At 57.1% G+C, this 15,601-nt stretch carries 13 protein-coding genes; 9 read left to right on the forward strand and 4 right to left on the reverse strand.

What is annotated here, in order from left to right:
• Positions 1–99: 99 nt before the first annotated feature.
• From MHX53_RS05330 to secA, 3 genes are all read left to right on the forward strand, one after another.
• The gene (locus tag MHX53_RS05330; protein ID WP_239271496.1) at positions 100–684 is read left to right on the forward strand and encodes a ComF family protein; all 585 of its coding nucleotides are present in this window, start codon (positions 100–102) and stop codon (positions 682–684) included.
• A gap of 49 nt (positions 685–733) precedes the next feature.
• Entirely contained in the window at positions 734–1,396 is a 663-nt protein-coding gene (raiA, locus tag MHX53_RS05335) for a ribosome-associated translation inhibitor RaiA (protein ID WP_239271497.1), read from the forward strand.
• Between the two features lie 120 nt (positions 1,397–1,516).
• On the forward strand, positions 1,517–4,219 hold the full coding sequence (secA, locus tag MHX53_RS05340; RefSeq protein ID WP_239271498.1) for a preprotein translocase subunit SecA: 2,703 nt from the start codon (positions 1,517–1,519) through the stop codon (positions 4,217–4,219).
• Positions 4,220–4,257: 38 nt separating this feature from the next.
• Here secA and MHX53_RS05345 read toward each other — a convergent pair whose 3' ends face one another.
• The gene (locus MHX53_RS05345; RefSeq protein ID WP_102237588.1) at positions 4,258–4,689 is read right to left on the reverse strand and encodes an Rv3235 family protein; all 432 of its coding nucleotides are present in this window, start codon (positions 4,687–4,689) and stop codon (positions 4,258–4,260) included.
• Entirely contained in the window at positions 4,686–5,450 is a 765-nt protein-coding gene (locus tag MHX53_RS05350; RefSeq protein ID WP_239271499.1) for a LysM domain-containing protein, read from the reverse strand. The genes MHX53_RS05345 and MHX53_RS05350 overlap by 4 nt, the downstream gene beginning before the upstream one ends.
• Positions 5,451–5,551: 101 nt before the next feature.
• Between MHX53_RS05350 and MHX53_RS05355 the strand changes: the two genes are divergently transcribed.
• Positions 5,552–6,055 carry a hypothetical protein gene (locus MHX53_RS05355; RefSeq protein ID WP_239271500.1) on the forward strand — a complete coding sequence of 168 codons (504 nt, stop codon included), beginning with the start codon at positions 5,552–5,554 and terminating at the stop codon, positions 6,053–6,055.
• 4 nt (positions 6,056–6,059) lie between these two features.
• Here MHX53_RS05355 and MHX53_RS05360 read toward each other — a convergent pair whose 3' ends face one another.
• Positions 6,060–6,272 carry a helix-turn-helix domain-containing protein gene (locus MHX53_RS05360; protein ID WP_102237590.1) on the reverse strand — a complete coding sequence of 71 codons (213 nt, stop codon included), beginning with the start codon at positions 6,270–6,272 and terminating at the stop codon, positions 6,060–6,062.
• 130 nt (positions 6,273–6,402) lie between these two features.
• Between MHX53_RS05360 and MHX53_RS05365 the strand changes: the two genes are divergently transcribed.
• The 3 genes from MHX53_RS05365 to MHX53_RS05375 are packed head-to-tail and all read left to right on the forward strand — an operon-like array spanning position 6,403 to position 8,671.
• Positions 6,403–7,023 (forward strand): SAF domain-containing protein, encoded by a 621-nt coding sequence (locus MHX53_RS05365; RefSeq protein WP_239271501.1) that lies wholly within the window; start codon positions 6,403–6,405, stop codon positions 7,021–7,023.
• On the forward strand, positions 7,020–8,234 hold the full coding sequence (locus MHX53_RS05370) for a DNA-binding response regulator (RefSeq protein ID WP_239271502.1): 1,215 nt from the start codon (positions 7,020–7,022) through the stop codon (positions 8,232–8,234). Before MHX53_RS05365 ends, MHX53_RS05370 begins: the two co-directional genes overlap by 4 nt.
• Positions 8,231–8,671 carry a hypothetical protein gene (locus MHX53_RS05375; RefSeq protein ID WP_239271503.1) on the forward strand — a complete coding sequence of 147 codons (441 nt, stop codon included), beginning with the start codon at positions 8,231–8,233 and terminating at the stop codon, positions 8,669–8,671. Before MHX53_RS05370 ends, MHX53_RS05375 begins: the two co-directional genes overlap by 4 nt.
• On the opposite strand, the gene MHX53_RS05380 is transcribed toward MHX53_RS05375, so the two are convergent.
• Positions 8,633–9,097, reverse strand: a complete 465-nt coding sequence (locus tag MHX53_RS05380) for a DUF2505 domain-containing protein (RefSeq protein ID WP_239271504.1) — start codon at positions 9,095–9,097, stop codon at positions 8,633–8,635. The genes MHX53_RS05375 and MHX53_RS05380 overlap by 39 nt on opposite strands.
• Positions 9,098–9,234: 137 nt before the next feature.
• Here MHX53_RS05380 and MHX53_RS05385 point away from each other — a divergent pair, with 137 nt between their 5' ends.
• Together MHX53_RS05385 and MHX53_RS05390 are read left to right on the forward strand one after the other, a co-directional pair.
• Complete coding sequence (locus MHX53_RS05385; protein WP_239271505.1) at positions 9,235–14,121, forward strand: NAD-glutamate dehydrogenase; 4,887 nt, start codon at positions 9,235–9,237, stop codon at positions 14,119–14,121.
• Positions 14,122–14,124: 3 nt separating this feature from the next.
• A complete protein-coding gene (locus MHX53_RS05390; RefSeq protein WP_239271506.1) occupies positions 14,125–15,591 on the forward strand; it encodes a histidine kinase N-terminal domain-containing protein in 1,467 nt (488 codons plus the stop codon).
• The last annotated feature ends 10 nt before the right edge of the window (positions 15,592–15,601 follow it).

Raw genomic sequence — 15,601 nt, forward strand, 5'->3', positions numbered from 1 at the left:
GACCTACTGATTCCGCGCGCATGCGGCGGGTGCGGTTGTGAAACAGTGTCCCTGTGCAGGGCCTGCGTCAGAAGCCTCGACACCGACCCAATCTCCTCCATGCCACGGTACGGAACCGTCAAAGCCTATGGGGCAGGTCCGTACGAGGGCGTGATGCGGAATGTTCTCGTCAACTACAAAGAACACGACCGCCGCGATCTGGGCCCAGTTCTGGGGCTCATGCTTGCGCGTGCAATCGCGAGCGCTCTGGACGACGCTCCTGTAAGTTCGGCGCCGGTACTCGTGGTTCCAGTCCCGGCCCGGGCCACCTCGGCCCGGAAACGCGGGGGCAACCACGTGGAGGTGCTTGCCCGCAATGCCGCCGAACACTTCATCCGCGACGGTTTTCCACTGCGCGTCGCCCCGGTGCTGGCGGTCCGTGGCCGTGGCGATCAGGTGGGTTCCGGGGCGCACGGGAGGCGTCGGAACGTGCGGGGGACGCACCGTGTTTCCCAGCCCGAGGTCGTTGCCAGGTGGCCACGGGATGTTCGGGTGATCATCGTGGACGACATTGTGACGACCGGAGCGACCGTGGCAGAGTCAGCGCGAGTTTTGCGCGAATCCCATATAGATGTCACTGCTGTTGCGAGTATCGGGATAACGGGCTCAGATAATAGAAACTGCGAAGAAAATAGGGAAGAATGAACTATCACCATTTATGGTGATCAGTTTTCGAGGTGCAAAGGAGAGCATCGTGGACATCGTAGTCAAAGGACGCAACGTCACCCTTTCTGAGAGCTTCCGGGCGCATGTAGAGGACAAGGTCTCCAAGGTTGAACAGCTCGCACCTCGCGCCCTCCGAGTTGAAGTTGTTCTCACACACGACCCCAACGTGCGTCAGCCAGAAAACACTGAGCGTGTTGAAATTACGGTGATTGCTAAAGGGCCCGTGTTGCGCGCAGAAGCCACGGCATCCGATAAGTACGCTGCCCTGGACCTTGCGTGGGCCAAACTGCTTGAGCGTTTGCGTCGCGCACGGGACCGCCAGAAGATTTCGCGCCAGGGTAAGCACCGGAACGCGTCAACCGCTGAAGTACTTTCCCAAATGGAAGTCATTGACCCTGTGATTCCTGCTGAGGATGAAGCAGAGCAGCGCCAAGCTCAACAGGACCAGCAGAATGTTGATCACACGGGTGGCCGTGTCCCGTCAGAAGGTGACTCACCTGTGGTCTTGCGTGAAAAGACCTTCGCTGGAACTCCTGTTGCGCTCGATGAAGCGATTAACCGCATGGAAATGGTTGGGCACGACTTCTACCTCTTTATTGATGAAGACTCCAAAAAGCCATCGGTGGTCTACAAACGACGTGGATGGAGCTATGGCGTTATCGCCTTGGACCCAGAAATGACTGAAGAGTAACAAACGCGCATGTGGCCGGCCTGAGAGCCGGCCACATTGTGTGTTCACCGTTCAACCGCGCTAAACTGAGGCGCGGATTTATCATGCGGTAAATCGTCCACCTACCAGTCGAGGAGAATCGTGGCCAATATCCTGGAGAAGTTGCTCCGGAGGGGTGAAGGACGCACACTCAAAAAACTGCGTAACTACACCACGGCGATCAACGATCTGTCGGAAGAGTTCGAAAAGCTGTCAGACACCGAACTACGCGAAGAGACAGACCGGTTTAAAGAACGATTCGAAGACGGTGAATCGCTGGACTCAATTCTTCCCGAGGCGTTCGCGGCTGTCCGTGAAGCGAGCTCCCGTACGGTGGGGCTCAAGCACTACGACGTGCAGCTCATGGGTGGTGCCGCTCTGCACTTAGGCAACATTGCTGAAATGAAGACCGGTGAAGGTAAGACACTGGTTGCGACTGCTCCGGCGTATCTGAACGCTTTGACTGGGGGCAGTGTTCACGTAGTGACCGTGAACGACTATCTGGCCAGCTACCAGTCTGAACTGATGGGTCGCGTCTTCCGTTTCTTGGGAATGGAAACGGGGTGCATCCTCTCTCAGCAAACCCCCGACGTACGTCGTAAGCAGTACGCCGCCGACATCACATACGGCACCAACAACGAATTTGGTTTCGACTACTTGCGCGACAACATGGCGTGGACTGCAGACGACAAGGTGCAGCGTGGCCACGCGTTCGCGATCGTCGATGAGGTCGACTCGATTCTGATTGACGAAGCGCGTACACCACTGATCATTTCTGGCCCGTCTGAAGGTGACGCTGACCGGTGGTACGGCGACTTCGCGACCGTGGTGAAGCGTTTGAAGCGCGACCGCGACTACGAAGTCGACGAAAAGAAGCGCACCGTGGGTGTCATGGAAGCCGGTATCGAGCGGGTCGAAAACTACCTGGGTATTGGCAACCTGTACGACGAATCAAACACCCAGCTCATCAGCTTCCTCAACAACTCGATTCGAGCAAAGGAACTGTTCACACGCGACAAGGACTACGTGGTTCTTGACGGTGAAGTACTCATCGTTGACGAACACACGGGACGTATTCTTAAAGGTCGCCGGTACAACGAAGGTCTGCACCAGGCAATTGAGGCTAAGGAAGGCGTGAAGGTTCAGGCCGAGAACCAGACTCTGGCCACCATCACACTGCAGAATTACTTCCGCATGTACGACAAACTGTCCGGAATGACCGGTACTGCGGAAACTGAAGCGGCAGAATTCAACTCCACGTACAAACTGGGTGTTGTTCCTATCCCTACCAACAAGCCCAACCAGCGTGTTGACCACACCGACATCGTGTACCGCAACATGGAAGTCAAGTTCAACGCGGTTGTCGACGACATTGCCGAGCGCCACGAAGAAGGTCAGCCCATCCTGGTGGGTACCACCAGCGTGGAAAAGAGTGAATACCTGTCGCGCTTGCTGGCCAAGCGTGGAGTCCGCCACGAAGTGCTCAACGCCAAGCACCACGAACGCGAAGCTGCGATCGTTGCACTTGCAGGCCGTAAGGGTTCGGTCACTGTGGCCACCAACATGGCCGGTCGTGGTACCGACATCATGTTGGGCGGTAACGCCGAACACCTGGCCGTTGCCGAAATGGAAAAGCGCGGTTACAACCAGCACGAGGATCCCGAAGCGTACGAAGAAGCGTGGCAGGACGTCCTGGCGGAGATTGAAGAGCGTGTAGAAGAAGAAGCCAAGGAAGTTCGTGAACTCGGTGGCTTGTATGTTCTGGGTACCGAACGTCACGAATCACGCCGTATCGACAACCAGCTCCGAGGTCGTGCAGGCCGTCAGGGTGACCCTGGTGAGTCGCGATTCTACTTGTCGCTGACCGACGACCTGATGCGTCTGTTTGGTGCGAATGCCGCCGAACGCATTCTGACCATGACCAAGGCTCCGGAAGACGAACCTCTTGAATCGAAGCTTGTGACTCGCGCGATCTTGTCCGCGCAAACGCAGATCGAACAGCGCAACGCTGAACAGCGTAAGAACGTTCTGAAGTACGACGACGTTCTCAACCGCCAGCGCACGGTGATCTACGGTGAGCGCAACAAGGTCCTTGAAGGTGAAGACCTCGACGAGCAGGTTTCGAACTTCCGCGAAGACGTTGTGAAGGCGTATGTCAACGGTGCAACGGCTGGAAGCCCAGAAGACTGGGATCTGGACGCACTCTTCAGCGCTATTGGTGAACTGTACGAACCCACTATCACGGCTGAGGAACTCATCGAAGATGCCGGTGGTAAGACTTCACTGACCCGCGACAAAGTGTTCACTGAGCTCTTGTCTGACATGGAAGTTGCGTACGGTGAACGCGAGGAACAGCTGGGTGAAGAAGGCGCCCGCGAAATGGAGCGTCGCGTGATCCTCAGCGTGATCGACAAGCGCTGGCGCGACCACCTGTACGAAATGGACTACCTCAAGAACGGTATTGGCCTGCGTGCAATGGCACAGCGCGACCCTCTTGTGGAGTACCAGCGTGAAGGCTTCGACATGTTCAACCAGATGCAGGAAGGCATCAAGGAGGACGTCGTTCGCTTGACCAACACGCTGGAAGTCAAGGTGACGGTGAACCCAGGTAAGGACCTAGAGGATCCGTCGGATGACTTTGTTGAGGTCGAAGCGGAAGAGCTCAAGCAGAAGAAGACCAGGTTGCTTTTGTCTGCGCCTTCCGAAGACGGCGGTACCGAAGTCACCCCTGACGACGAACCCAAGGACGAAGCTCCAAAGAACCGCCAGCAGCGCCGGCAGGCCAAGAAAAAGAAGAAGCGCTAGGCAGTACTCGTTGCGGTGAAGCTCGACGCGAACGAGCTTCACACAATGACGAGCTCGTGGAGGATCCACCGTCCGGAGGTGCTCTCCAAGCGCAACGCGACCGCGCGTCGCCGATCTGGGCTCATGATGTTGACGCTTGCTTCAACTACGTTTGCGCGCAAGTGACACACCCTCACGGCTCCCGGCGAGATGCGGGTTGCTGGGGCAGGGCGTGTGCGGGCAAGTTTGGTGCGCACCTGCGCGAACGTGCGCAAGCGGTCGATGAGTTCTGGGGTGGCCCATCTGACGAGCGTTGAAGCAGAGCGCCGCCCTTGCATGATTTCTACGCAGGCGACGGCAAGCGCGGTCACGACATTGTCGACGCCGCTCGTTTCTGTGCGTGGCTTGCGTGGTGTTGCAGGTGTGGGCCTGGTGTGAGATGTGCGCGCGTGCGGTTTACGAATAACGGGCGCTTCGAGTTGTGCGGTCATGGCACGATCAGTTCCTGTCCGGGGAAGATCAAGTTGGGGTTCTTGCCTACTGTTGAGCGGTTCGCTTTGTACAACGCGTCGGGGTCGACCTTCATCTTCTGTGCAATTTTCGACAGTGAGTCGCCTTTACGAACGGTGTAGGTGCGTTTCTCTTTGGGCGCTGGTTCCTTCTTATGCTCAGTGTTCTGATTAGGTGTTGGTTTCTCCTTGGGTGTGGGTTCGCTCTGCTGCGACGGTGAGTGCGCGGGTGCCACACTTTCCCGAGGTCGTTCAGAGTTGGTCGTGGGCCATGTAGGTGAGGGAAGCGCCGGTCCAGGTGTTTCCACATGTGGTGACGGTAAGGTACTGGTAGGCCAGATCGGTGATGGAGTCGCTTGTTGTGGTGTTTCGGCGACAGGTGTTGATGGGGCGCTTGTGGGCCACATGGGTGCCGCGGTGGCATGTGTTGCGCTTGCGATGACGAGTCCGACAGCAACAGCGATACCTTTCTTAAAGTGTGAAGGTGCCAGCCAGATCGCAAGTTGCGAAAGGGTGTGGCCCAAACTTGGCGCGAACCGGCGAACGCATGAAGCGATGACCAGGGTGACGACGGCAAGCTGAAGCCGGATACCCGCAACGATTGCTAAGCACACGCAGACAGCGATGAGCATCATGCTCACGTCACCTGACTGAATCGCGTGTAGAGCGTGCTGGTGCCATGCGGCCGCCATGAAACAGAGAGTTGCGTGAGCCGCTGAGACTCCGATTATTCGATGAAGCATGTTTCCTCCTTGAAACATCAATAATTCACTATACCCATGACAGGTAATTAAAAGTCAATGATGTTCTAATAAGGAATATAAGGGTATGGCAGTATGGCGGTATGACGGATCGGTGGGATCAGCTTTTTGACGACATGGCGGCGCAGGTCGACGCTAGCGATGCGCATGAGCGCATGGGGCAGCAGGCTGATCTAGTAGAAGAAGCGTTTGCTGAGCGAAGTCTGGCGGAAAGACTTTCGGGTGCGCAAGGCAAGGCAGTCACGCTGTGGGTGGAAAAGCGTGGAATCGGAGGAGTCGTCGACAGATGCGGTAAATCGTGGGTCGTGTTGTCACAAGAGTCGCGCACTGTCTTGGTCATGCTCGCTCATGTGGAGCTGGTGCGAATGACGTCGCGTGTACATAGTGAGCCAGGAATGATGAGCCCGATGTCGGTTCTACGCGCTTGGGCTCGAGAGCGAATTCCCGTGCGGGTGGAGTTTGCTGGTGGTTTCACCGAGGGGAGTATCGACGCCGTGGGGAGCGACTATGTGCAGTTGCGTTCAGGTGGAGAATTCGACGTTGTGCCACTTTCGGGAGTTCGTGCCGTATGGGCGCTTCCCGAGTAGTGGGCTATGAGAGCGATTCGACTTCTTCTTGAGTCTGGCGGTACATGCGTTGAATGTAGTCTTCCAGTTCTCCTTTTTCGACGCGCCATTGTCCGCGCCCACCTACTTTGATCGCGCGAAGTTCGCCTGAGCGGACTAGGGCGCGGGCCTGTGCGATCGAAACGCTCAAGATTTCCGCGACATCGGTCAAGGGTAGAAAGCGAGATTCTACAGCCATGAGGGTTCCCTTTCGTGTGAAGCGTACGTAGAATAAATGTAATTAGATAAAGAAGCACTATTTAGTATCAAATACTACCATTTGACACCAAAGTGCTGTACACCCTCATGCAGTTCAACGGAGAACAACCATGAAAGAGTCACCCCGGTTTGCCCTTCCACGTATGCGTGATCCGCGTGTGCTTGTGGGAATCATCCTCGTTATCGTTTCTCTCTTAGGTACATGGGCGGTTGTCACTCGTGTAGCTGACACCGTCACCGTGTGGGCGGCGTCTAAACCACTCGCGTCCGGTACCACGATTGACCAGGACTCGCTCACGGCAGTCGAAGTGCGACTCCCGGATACAGAAGAGAAGTACGTGCGCGCAGATCAGTCATCACCAGTGGGTATGTCCGTCACAGGGGCAGTCGCTGCAGGGGAACTGGTGCCCGCCTCGGTCTTGGTTGATCCGGCTCACTTGGATGGCCGTGTGATTGCTCTGGATATCCCAGGTAGCCTTCCCCAAGCTGTTCAAGCCGGGGCGTTCGTCGACGTGTGGGCCACTGATGTCAAGGACGACGAAGCCCAACCCATAGAAGTGCTGTCACGTGCCCATGTGCATGCGGTAGGGCGAGACGAAGGTGGCTTCACATCGACGGCTGACACACGCATCGAAATTTTTGTTCCCAACGGCAAACTGGAACACGTACTCGAAGTCATTGCGACGGATCACCGGGTGTCAGTTGTGGCGTACCCCAAGGAGTCCCAATGACCATCAACGTCATTGTCGCGGTGGACGTGGAGTTTGAAGCGCAACTCGTCTCCGTGCTCAACGATTTGGACGGGGTCTCAGTTCAGGCGAGACCCGCGGATGAAACTGAGCTACTTGCTGCCGTTGTTGCGGGAACGGGCGACGTGGTAATTCTGGGCGAATACTTTACAGGAGCCGACCGTGAGCTCGTCCGCAGAGTACGCGGAAACTCCGGAAAAGTCCTGGGGTTTGGCGAGGCCGAATCGGCTGTCACAGCGTGGGATGTGGACGAACACGTGTCGCCATGGGCATCGCCCAATGAACTTGCCGCGGCGCTCCGTCGCGTATCGGCATCCGTGAAAGCCCCACCCAAACCGGATTTCGCCCCAGTGCCTTCAAACAAAGCGAACGGGAAAATCATTGCCGTGTGGGGGACTGGTTCAGCGCCGGGACGTTCAACCGTCGCAGCGAATCTGGCTCATGCGCTCTCACAGCAGGATTCCACGGTTCTTGTCGACGCCGACACCGTGAACTCTGTTCAAGCCGCGCTTTTAGGGGTCTTGTCGGACACTCCTCAACTGGTTACCTTGTGTCGACATGTCGAGGGTCTCACCGCGAACACCATTGAAGAGTCCGTCACGGTGATAGAGCCACGCTTCCATGTTGTGACAGGTCTATCGCGGGCAATGCGGTGGCCGGAAGTGAAACCGGCGCATCTGGCCGAGGTGTTACAAGCCTTGCGCTCCCACTACACCTGGATCGTGGTGGATGTTGCCGACCGGATCGACCCCGACGACGACTTTGCCGACCCGTTTTATGACCGGCACAGCGCAACTCGAGTCGTGTTGAATAGTGCAGACCACACGGCTGTTGTGGGGACGGGGGATCCCATGGGGCTCAAGCGTCTCGTTGAGCTTCTCGATACTGACCGCATTCGCAACCTGCCCGATTTCACCACGGTGATTAACCGGGTGCGGGCAAGCGCAGTTGGGCAGGCACCCGAAAAGACGATTTCGGCCACACTTGCCAAGTTCACGCATGTCAACGACCCAGTTTTCATTCCAGAATCCGTCAAAGACGTCGACCGAGCGGTACTCGCCGGACGCACGGTCACGGAACTGACACCTCGGGCGCCATTTTCCCTAGCCATCACAGAACTTAGCGAGCGGTTTGCGCCACGCCGAGCGGAACCTTCGCGCGCACGGCGCCGAAAGCGGAAGATGACAGTATGAGCGTTCGAGCGTACTTCCCACTGACAGTGTCCGAATTCCACTCTTGGCCAAACATCACCCCCTCGATCGGATTTACCCCACACCCGCGCACCCACGGACTCAAAGGCGACGCGCTCGACGAAGTCGAATGGCTCGCCATGGCCTATGCGGCCACAGCTCTGGAAGAAGAAGCAGCACGCACCGGCGAAGGGCGCGTGGTCCTAGCCGCCGACATCCCAGCACCCACGAACACGACCGAGGCCGGGGGAGACGTGTTGGCGTTTGAGCCGGCACAGTTCGATCCGACCAAAGTCGTGAGCGCCCACATCGACGACCCTGATGAGTTGGGCCGGCTCACCGACGACGCGCAGAACAACATGGCTGTTCTGCGTGAAGCGTCTCTGGTGTGGTACGACGCTTCAGAGTTTGGCGAGCTTATCGAGCTGACGTCGAAGTAGTTTGCGGGCGGTGGGTTCAGCTTTTCCTTCGAGCATGGAGCCCACGAACGGCACCTTGATTGAGAGTGTGGCATCGACCGTGACGGTCGACGAACCGTCCTTGCCTTCAACAGCGATATCGGCTTCTACCGTGGCTGGGGCGCCGGGCGCATGTGCCTTGTACGTGACGGTTCCGCCACTGTTGTGTGCAGCCGGCACTCGAGCGTCATGTTTGATGCGCAGTCCGGGCGTAACGAACTGCGAAAACTGAGAAGGAACCTGGTCCTTGTTCACGGGACTCGACACACGTATATGCCAACCCGAGTTCGCGTCACCTTCGCGAGTGAACTCGAAATCCTTCTCTTTCCAGAACTCCTCAGAGGCGAGTATTTCGAGGAGTTGTTCAGGCGAGCGGTCGTAGTTTTGTTGCATGCGAAAGGACTTCATGATGCAAGTGTTGCACGTCAGAGTTATTTCTGACGAAGACCCGGCTGAATACTTCGAACCAGACACACATTCGGCGTAAGGTAGAAACAAGTTCAAGGATGAACAAGTGGAAACAACCCTACATAAGAGGTGAAAAAGTGACCGAGGTCTACCCGGCCGAGATCGCCCAGGAATGGCACTCATTGACAGGGCACACCCCGCCCGCCAATCTGCTTGAAACCTACTACCCGCGCATTGCTTCTTCGGACTTCGAAACCTACGGGGCTAAAACCCTCGCTGCCGTAGCTGTCCGTCACTGGGAAGTAGCCGCACAGTACACCGGTGAACAAGCGGTCATCGACATTCACAACCCAGAGTCCTCTGACCCTGACTACTCCGGTAGTCGCACCGTTATTGACATCGTCGTCCGTGACATGCGCTACCTGTTGTCGTCACTGACCTCAGACCTCACAGGAGAGGGATACGCCCTGCGGGCAGTTCACCACCCGCAGGTCATCACGTCACGGTCGGGTGAAGACATCCGCATCATCGCCCCCCAGGGGACGGCGCACACCACCCAGACAACAACCTCGGTACTTCCCATCATCAGCGCCGACGTCACCAAAGAAGACGAAACACTGGAGTCCTGGACCCACATCGAAATTGATGCGATCCCGGAATCCGAGTTCGGCGCGTTGCGCGAAAAAATCTCGCAAACTCTTGAGTTTGTCGAAGCTGCAGACCGCGATCGCGACGACATGGCAGCCAAAGCCAAAGAAATCGCAGCAGAATTGCGCAACCAGCCTCCGGGAATCGACCTGCGTTCGGAAGCCGCTCAAGCCGCGGACCTTCTGGACTGGTTGGACGGGCGCTTCGCGTTCATGGGTTACCGCGAGTACCGCTTGGAAAACAACGGCGAAACCACCTCGCTTGAGCCGGTTCCCGGAACTGCCCGGGGTATTAGCGCTCTGCGTGAGCCAAAAGCGTCGCCACTGTCGCGTGCGGTCGCGTCACACGCCTCGGACCGTCACGTCCTGGTGCTCACAAAGGCGAACTCACGCTCCAAACTGATTCGTCGCGGATTCCTGGACTACCTGGGTATCAAAATGTTCGACGAAAACGGTCGCATCATCGGTGAACGCCGCTTCGTGGGTCTGTACACGTCGTCGATGTACACGGCATCAGTGCTGACCATTCCAGTTGTGCGCGAAAAGTGTGAATGGATCCTGCGCGAATCCGGCATTTCACGCAACACGCACTCTGGTGACGAACTGGTGTCGATCCTTGAAACGTATCCGCGTGACGACATGTTCCACGCGGATAAGGAAGAGATCCTCGACATTGCAATGTCGGTGGTCAACCTGCAGGAAAAGCGCGAAGCTTCTGTGTTTATGCGTCGGGACACCTACGAGCGTTACGTGTCCATCCTGGTCTATGTTCCACGCGACTTGTACGACACGGCGTCTCGGACTCGCGTTGAAAACGTGCTTCGCGAACTGTACAGGGCTAGCAGTGTCGACTTTGACGTGTTGCTCTCTGATTCGGCACTTGCGCGCTTGCACTTCGTTGTGCGTGTCAACCCCAAGGACTTGTTGCCGGACATTCCGCCAGCTCAGGTATCGAATCGGATCCGTGGAGCCTTGCGGTCGTGGAATGAAGATGTACACGAATTCTTGTCGCCATCGTCAGAACGTTTGAGCCACGCCGTAGCACAACGAGGTGGGCTGTGGGGCCAGGCTTTCCCACCGTCCTACCAGGACGACTTCACTCCGCACGACGCGGTTGCCGACGTTCAGCGTTTCGAAGCAATGGAGAGCGACGAAACTCCGTATGTACACGTCACGCGCGCGAAAGGCTCGTCCGGCCGTCGCATTCGACTGGCGCTATACCGCTTTGAGCCAGCCAACTTGAGTGACATCTTGCCGTACATGGCTAATTTGGGTGCCGAGGTCGTTGATGAGCGTCCGTACCACCTGGAACTTGCCGACGGGACCAGCAGGTACATTTACGACTTTGGTCTGGAGTTCCCGCAGGACGTTCCCGAGTCTGACTTTGAGCGCTTTGAGGACGCGTTCAAGGCGGGCTGGCAGGGTAAGCGCGAGCACGGTCGCATGGACAAGCTCATTGTGGCTGGTCTGTCGTGGCAAGACGTCGCGTTGTTGCGTGGTTTCTCGCACTACTTGCGTCAGAGCGGCTTCTCCTTGTCCGAAAAGAACATGGGTGACGTCTACTCCAGCCACCCGGAAATCTCACGTCTGTTGGTTGAGCTGTTCACCGTTAAGTTCGACCCGGACTTCACGGGGGACCGTGAGAGTGCGGTCCAAACCAAGACAGAAGAAATCTTTGAAGCGTTGGCGCAGGTGTCCTCCCTGGACGCTGACAGGATTTTGCGTGCCACCGCCGAGGTGATCGCAGCTACCGTACGTACCAATGTGTTCCAGCGTGATGAGAACGGGCAGCCTCGACGGGCGAATGTCTTCAAGATCAAGCCGGAGCTTCTCGAGTTCAGTCCCAAGCCTCGTCCGGCTTTGGAAATGTTCGTGTACTCCCCGGAAGTGGAAGGTGTTCACTTGCGGTTTGGTCGCGTGGCCCGTGGTGGTCTGCGCTGGTCGGACAGGCGCGATGACTTCCGCACTGAAGTCCTGGGCTTGGTTAAGGCCCAGATGGTTAAGAACGCGCTCATTGTGCCTACGGGAGCTAAGGGCGGTTTCTACCCTAAGCGTCTGCCGGACCCAGCCCTGGATCGCGAAGCGTGGGGTGCAGCTGGACAGGCTGCGTATGAAGTGTTCATCAACGCGTTGCTGGACGTCACAGACAACTTGGTAGTCGAAGACGGCCAGCAAAAGACCGTGTACCCTGAGCGCACGGTTCGCTACGACGAAGACGACACATACCTGGTGGTCGCAGCGGACAAGGGTACAGCGCGGTTCTCGGATGTTGCGAACAGGATCGCTGTTGACCGTGGCTTCTGGTTGCAGGATGCTTTCGCTTCTGGTGGTTCCACGGGTTACGACCACAAGGCGATGGCGATTACGTCCCGAGGTGCGTGGAAGTCGGTTGAACGTCACTTCCGTGAACTGGGTGTCAACACTGCTACCGACGACTTCACGGCCGTTGGTATCGGTGACATGAGCGGTGACGTTTTTGGTAACGGTATGTTGCGCTCCGAACACATTCGCTTGGTTGCCGCGTTCGACCACCGTGACATCTTCATCGACCCTTACCCTGACGCGGCCACGTCGTATCAGGAACGCAAGCGCTTGTTTGAATTGCCACGCTCTAGCTGGCAGGACTACAACCGCGACTTGATTTCTGCCGGAGGTGGGGTTTTCTCGCGTTCCGCGAAGTCGATCGAAGTGTCGCCCGAAGCAGCTGAAGCTTTGGGAATGCGGGCAGGTTCGTACACGGCACCTGAACTGATTCGTGCAATTCTGTGCGCACCAGTTGACCTCGTGTACAACGGCGGAATCGGTACGTACATCAAGTCGCAAGACGAAACCCACGCGCAGGTGGGCGACAAAGCGAACGACTTGGTTCGTGTCAATGGAGCAGACCTGCGTGCCCGCGTCGTGGGCGAAGGTGGGAACCTGGGTGTTACCCAGTTGGGACGTATCGAAGCCGCGTTGAACGGTCAGAAGATCAACACGGACGCTGTGGACAACTCGGCCGGTGTGGACTCCTCCGACCACGAAGTGAACATCAAGCTGTTGTTGTCCACTCTGATTGAACATGGGCATTTCCCTGCAGACGAACGTGTGGACGTCTTGGAGTCGATGTCTGACGAAGTCGCCGATCTGGTTCTGTCAAACAACTACACACAGAACGTGGCGATGGGGGAGGCCCGGAGCAACAGCCTTCGTCTGAGCGGTACTCTGAGCCGCCTGATGAAGTACCTGGAAAGCAACCAGCACCTGGATAGGGCGGTTGAGTTCTTGCCAACCAGCAAGGAACTCAACAAGCGCGTGTCAGAACGCGGAGTGGGTCTCACCTCGCCTGAACTGGCTGTTTTGCTTGCGTACGTCAAGATGAACGCGGCCGATGCGATTCTCGAATCGGATGTTCCAGACGAACCGTTTATGAAGAAGCATGTGTTGCAGTACTTCCCTCAGACGCTGACCGAGAAGTACGGCGACCAGCTCACATCGCACCCGCTGTTCCGTGAAATTGCGACAGCACACCTGGTGAACCGCATGGTTGACCGAGGTGGTTTGACGTATATCTTCCGCCTTGTGGAAGAGACCGGAGCCTCGATTCCGCACATCGCTCGTGTGTTTACCACGGTGAGTGAAGTGTTCGACCTCGAGGAGCACTTCCAGGAAATTTGTGCACTCGACAACAAGGTTGACACTGTTACGCAAGTTGCCCTGCAGAATAACTACATTCGTCTGCTGGACCGTGCGTCGCGCTGGTTCGTCAACCAGGCTCCTGACTTCTTCGTGGTCGAAGACGAGATTGCGCGCTACCGCCCAACGATTACAGAACTACGTCCGCATCTTCCAACCTTGGTGCGTGGAGGCGACCGCGACAAGCTCGAGGGTCGCGTCGGCGACTTTGTACGTCGCGGTGTCCCTACCGACTTGTCGTACCGTGCTGCGGGAATGCTCGACGAGTACGCATTGCTCACGGTTGCTCAGCTTGCGGCAACATCGGAGACGGATGCGGATGAAATCGCCGAAATCTACTTCGGTGTGACTGAGCTGATCCACGGAGTCAAGATCTTGGAAAACATCGGTGCGCTGGATCGCTCGTCGCGATGGACCGCACTGGCTCGCGGAGCGCTTCGCGATGACTATTACCAGGCCACCGCTGCGATCGTGGATGCAGTTCTGGGCTCCACGCAGTCGGATAAGGCCACCGCTCAGGATCGTTCCGACGATCGACTTGCTCAATGGCAGGTTCACAACGAAACGTCCTTGCGGAAGGTTCGAGAAACGGCTGATGAGGTCTTGTCGCTTGAACATGTTGACCAAGCGCCTTTGTCAGTGCTGTTGCGGATGATCCGTTCGCTGGTGCGTTCGACCGTGTACCAATCTCAGCTGGACTAGTTGATGAGCGCGTTTGCTGATCTGCTGACCAGCAAGGGATTCACTGACGAAGACGACATCGAGTGGTTGCATCGGCTGGTCGAAGACTGGCAGATGATCGCTGACCTCGCCTTTGCCGACCTCGTCTTGTGGGTGAAAGTGGACAAAGAGTTCACTGTGGTGGCGCATTGCCGGCCTAACACGGGATCCACCGTGTACCCGCACGACGAGATCGGCACGATGGCTAACGATGACGAGCAGGCATTGATTTCCGAAGCGATGGACAATGCGAAAACCTGCCAGTCGACTGCCAAAGACGGTTTGCTGCAAGGGGCCGAGGCCGTTCCAGTTGTGCGCGACGGTCGCGTAATTGCGGTCCTCACCATCCATTCGGATGTGGAACGCAAGGCTAACTACTCGCGGATGGAGCGTAATTATCGTTCGGCAGGAGTGATGCTCTTGTCGATGATCGCTGAAGGGTATTTCCCTGACATGGAGGCCCCTTCCGGTGTGCGTCGTGGTGAGCCTCGCGTGGGTGATGGCATGCTCGTGCTGAACCGTGAAGGGCGCGTCCGGTATGCGTCACCCAACGCGATTTCGGTCTTGTACCGCCTGGGCTACAAGGGCGAGATTGAGGGGCGGTATCTTGCGGAACTGATGTCGGACCTGTTGTCGAAGCTTCGACCGGTTGACGAGATCCTTCCTCTGGTTCTCACTGGGCGCGCTGCTTGGCGAACGGAATTGGAGTCGAAGAAGGTTTCAGTGGCCCTGCGGTCCATTCCGTTCCGTCGTGGAGAGTACCGAACTGGGGCGCTCTTGCTGGTCCGGGATATTTCTGAGATTCGCCGGCGCGAGCGGGATCTGTTGTCGCGAGACACAATGATCCGGGAAATGCACCACCGGGTGAAGAACAACCTCCAAACCGTGTCCGCACTTTTGCGGTTGCAGAAACGCAGGGTTGAGTCACCGGCTGCGCAGTCGGCTTTGGAAGAAGCGATGCGCAGAGTTTCGGTGATTGCCGTTGTGCATGACGTTCTGAGCCAGGGTGTGGATCCCGAGGTCGATTTCGACGAAGTGATTAGCAAGGGCGTGCGTTTGGGGCCGTCTTTGGCGAACCCAAACAAACACATTGAGCTTGAGCAGGACGGCCAAATAGGAACGATTTCCTCTGCTGATGCTACGTCGCTAGCTTTGGCTGTGACCGAACTTGTCACGAACGCTATCGAGCATGGGTTCGTTGCTGAGGCAGATGATGAGCCTGTTCATGGAAATGTGTGGATCCGTTCCCGCAGGTACGAAGGCCGGCTTGAAGTCGTCATTGCAGATAACGGAATCGGAATCGGCGACAATGCGGTTCCGGGAACCGGTTTGGGTACTCAGATCGTGAAGACTCTAGTCACAACTGATTTGGATGGAACGATTGAGTGGCGCCCACGTGAAGGTGGAGGTACCGAGGTGGTTCTGGACTTCCCGCTGAGGTCGGGAACCTAAAGCACGCCCG

This window comes from Brevibacterium sp. ACRRH, assembly GCF_022346365.1.
Taxonomy (GTDB): domain Bacteria; phylum Actinomycetota; class Actinomycetes; order Actinomycetales; family Brevibacteriaceae; genus Brevibacterium; species Brevibacterium paucivorans.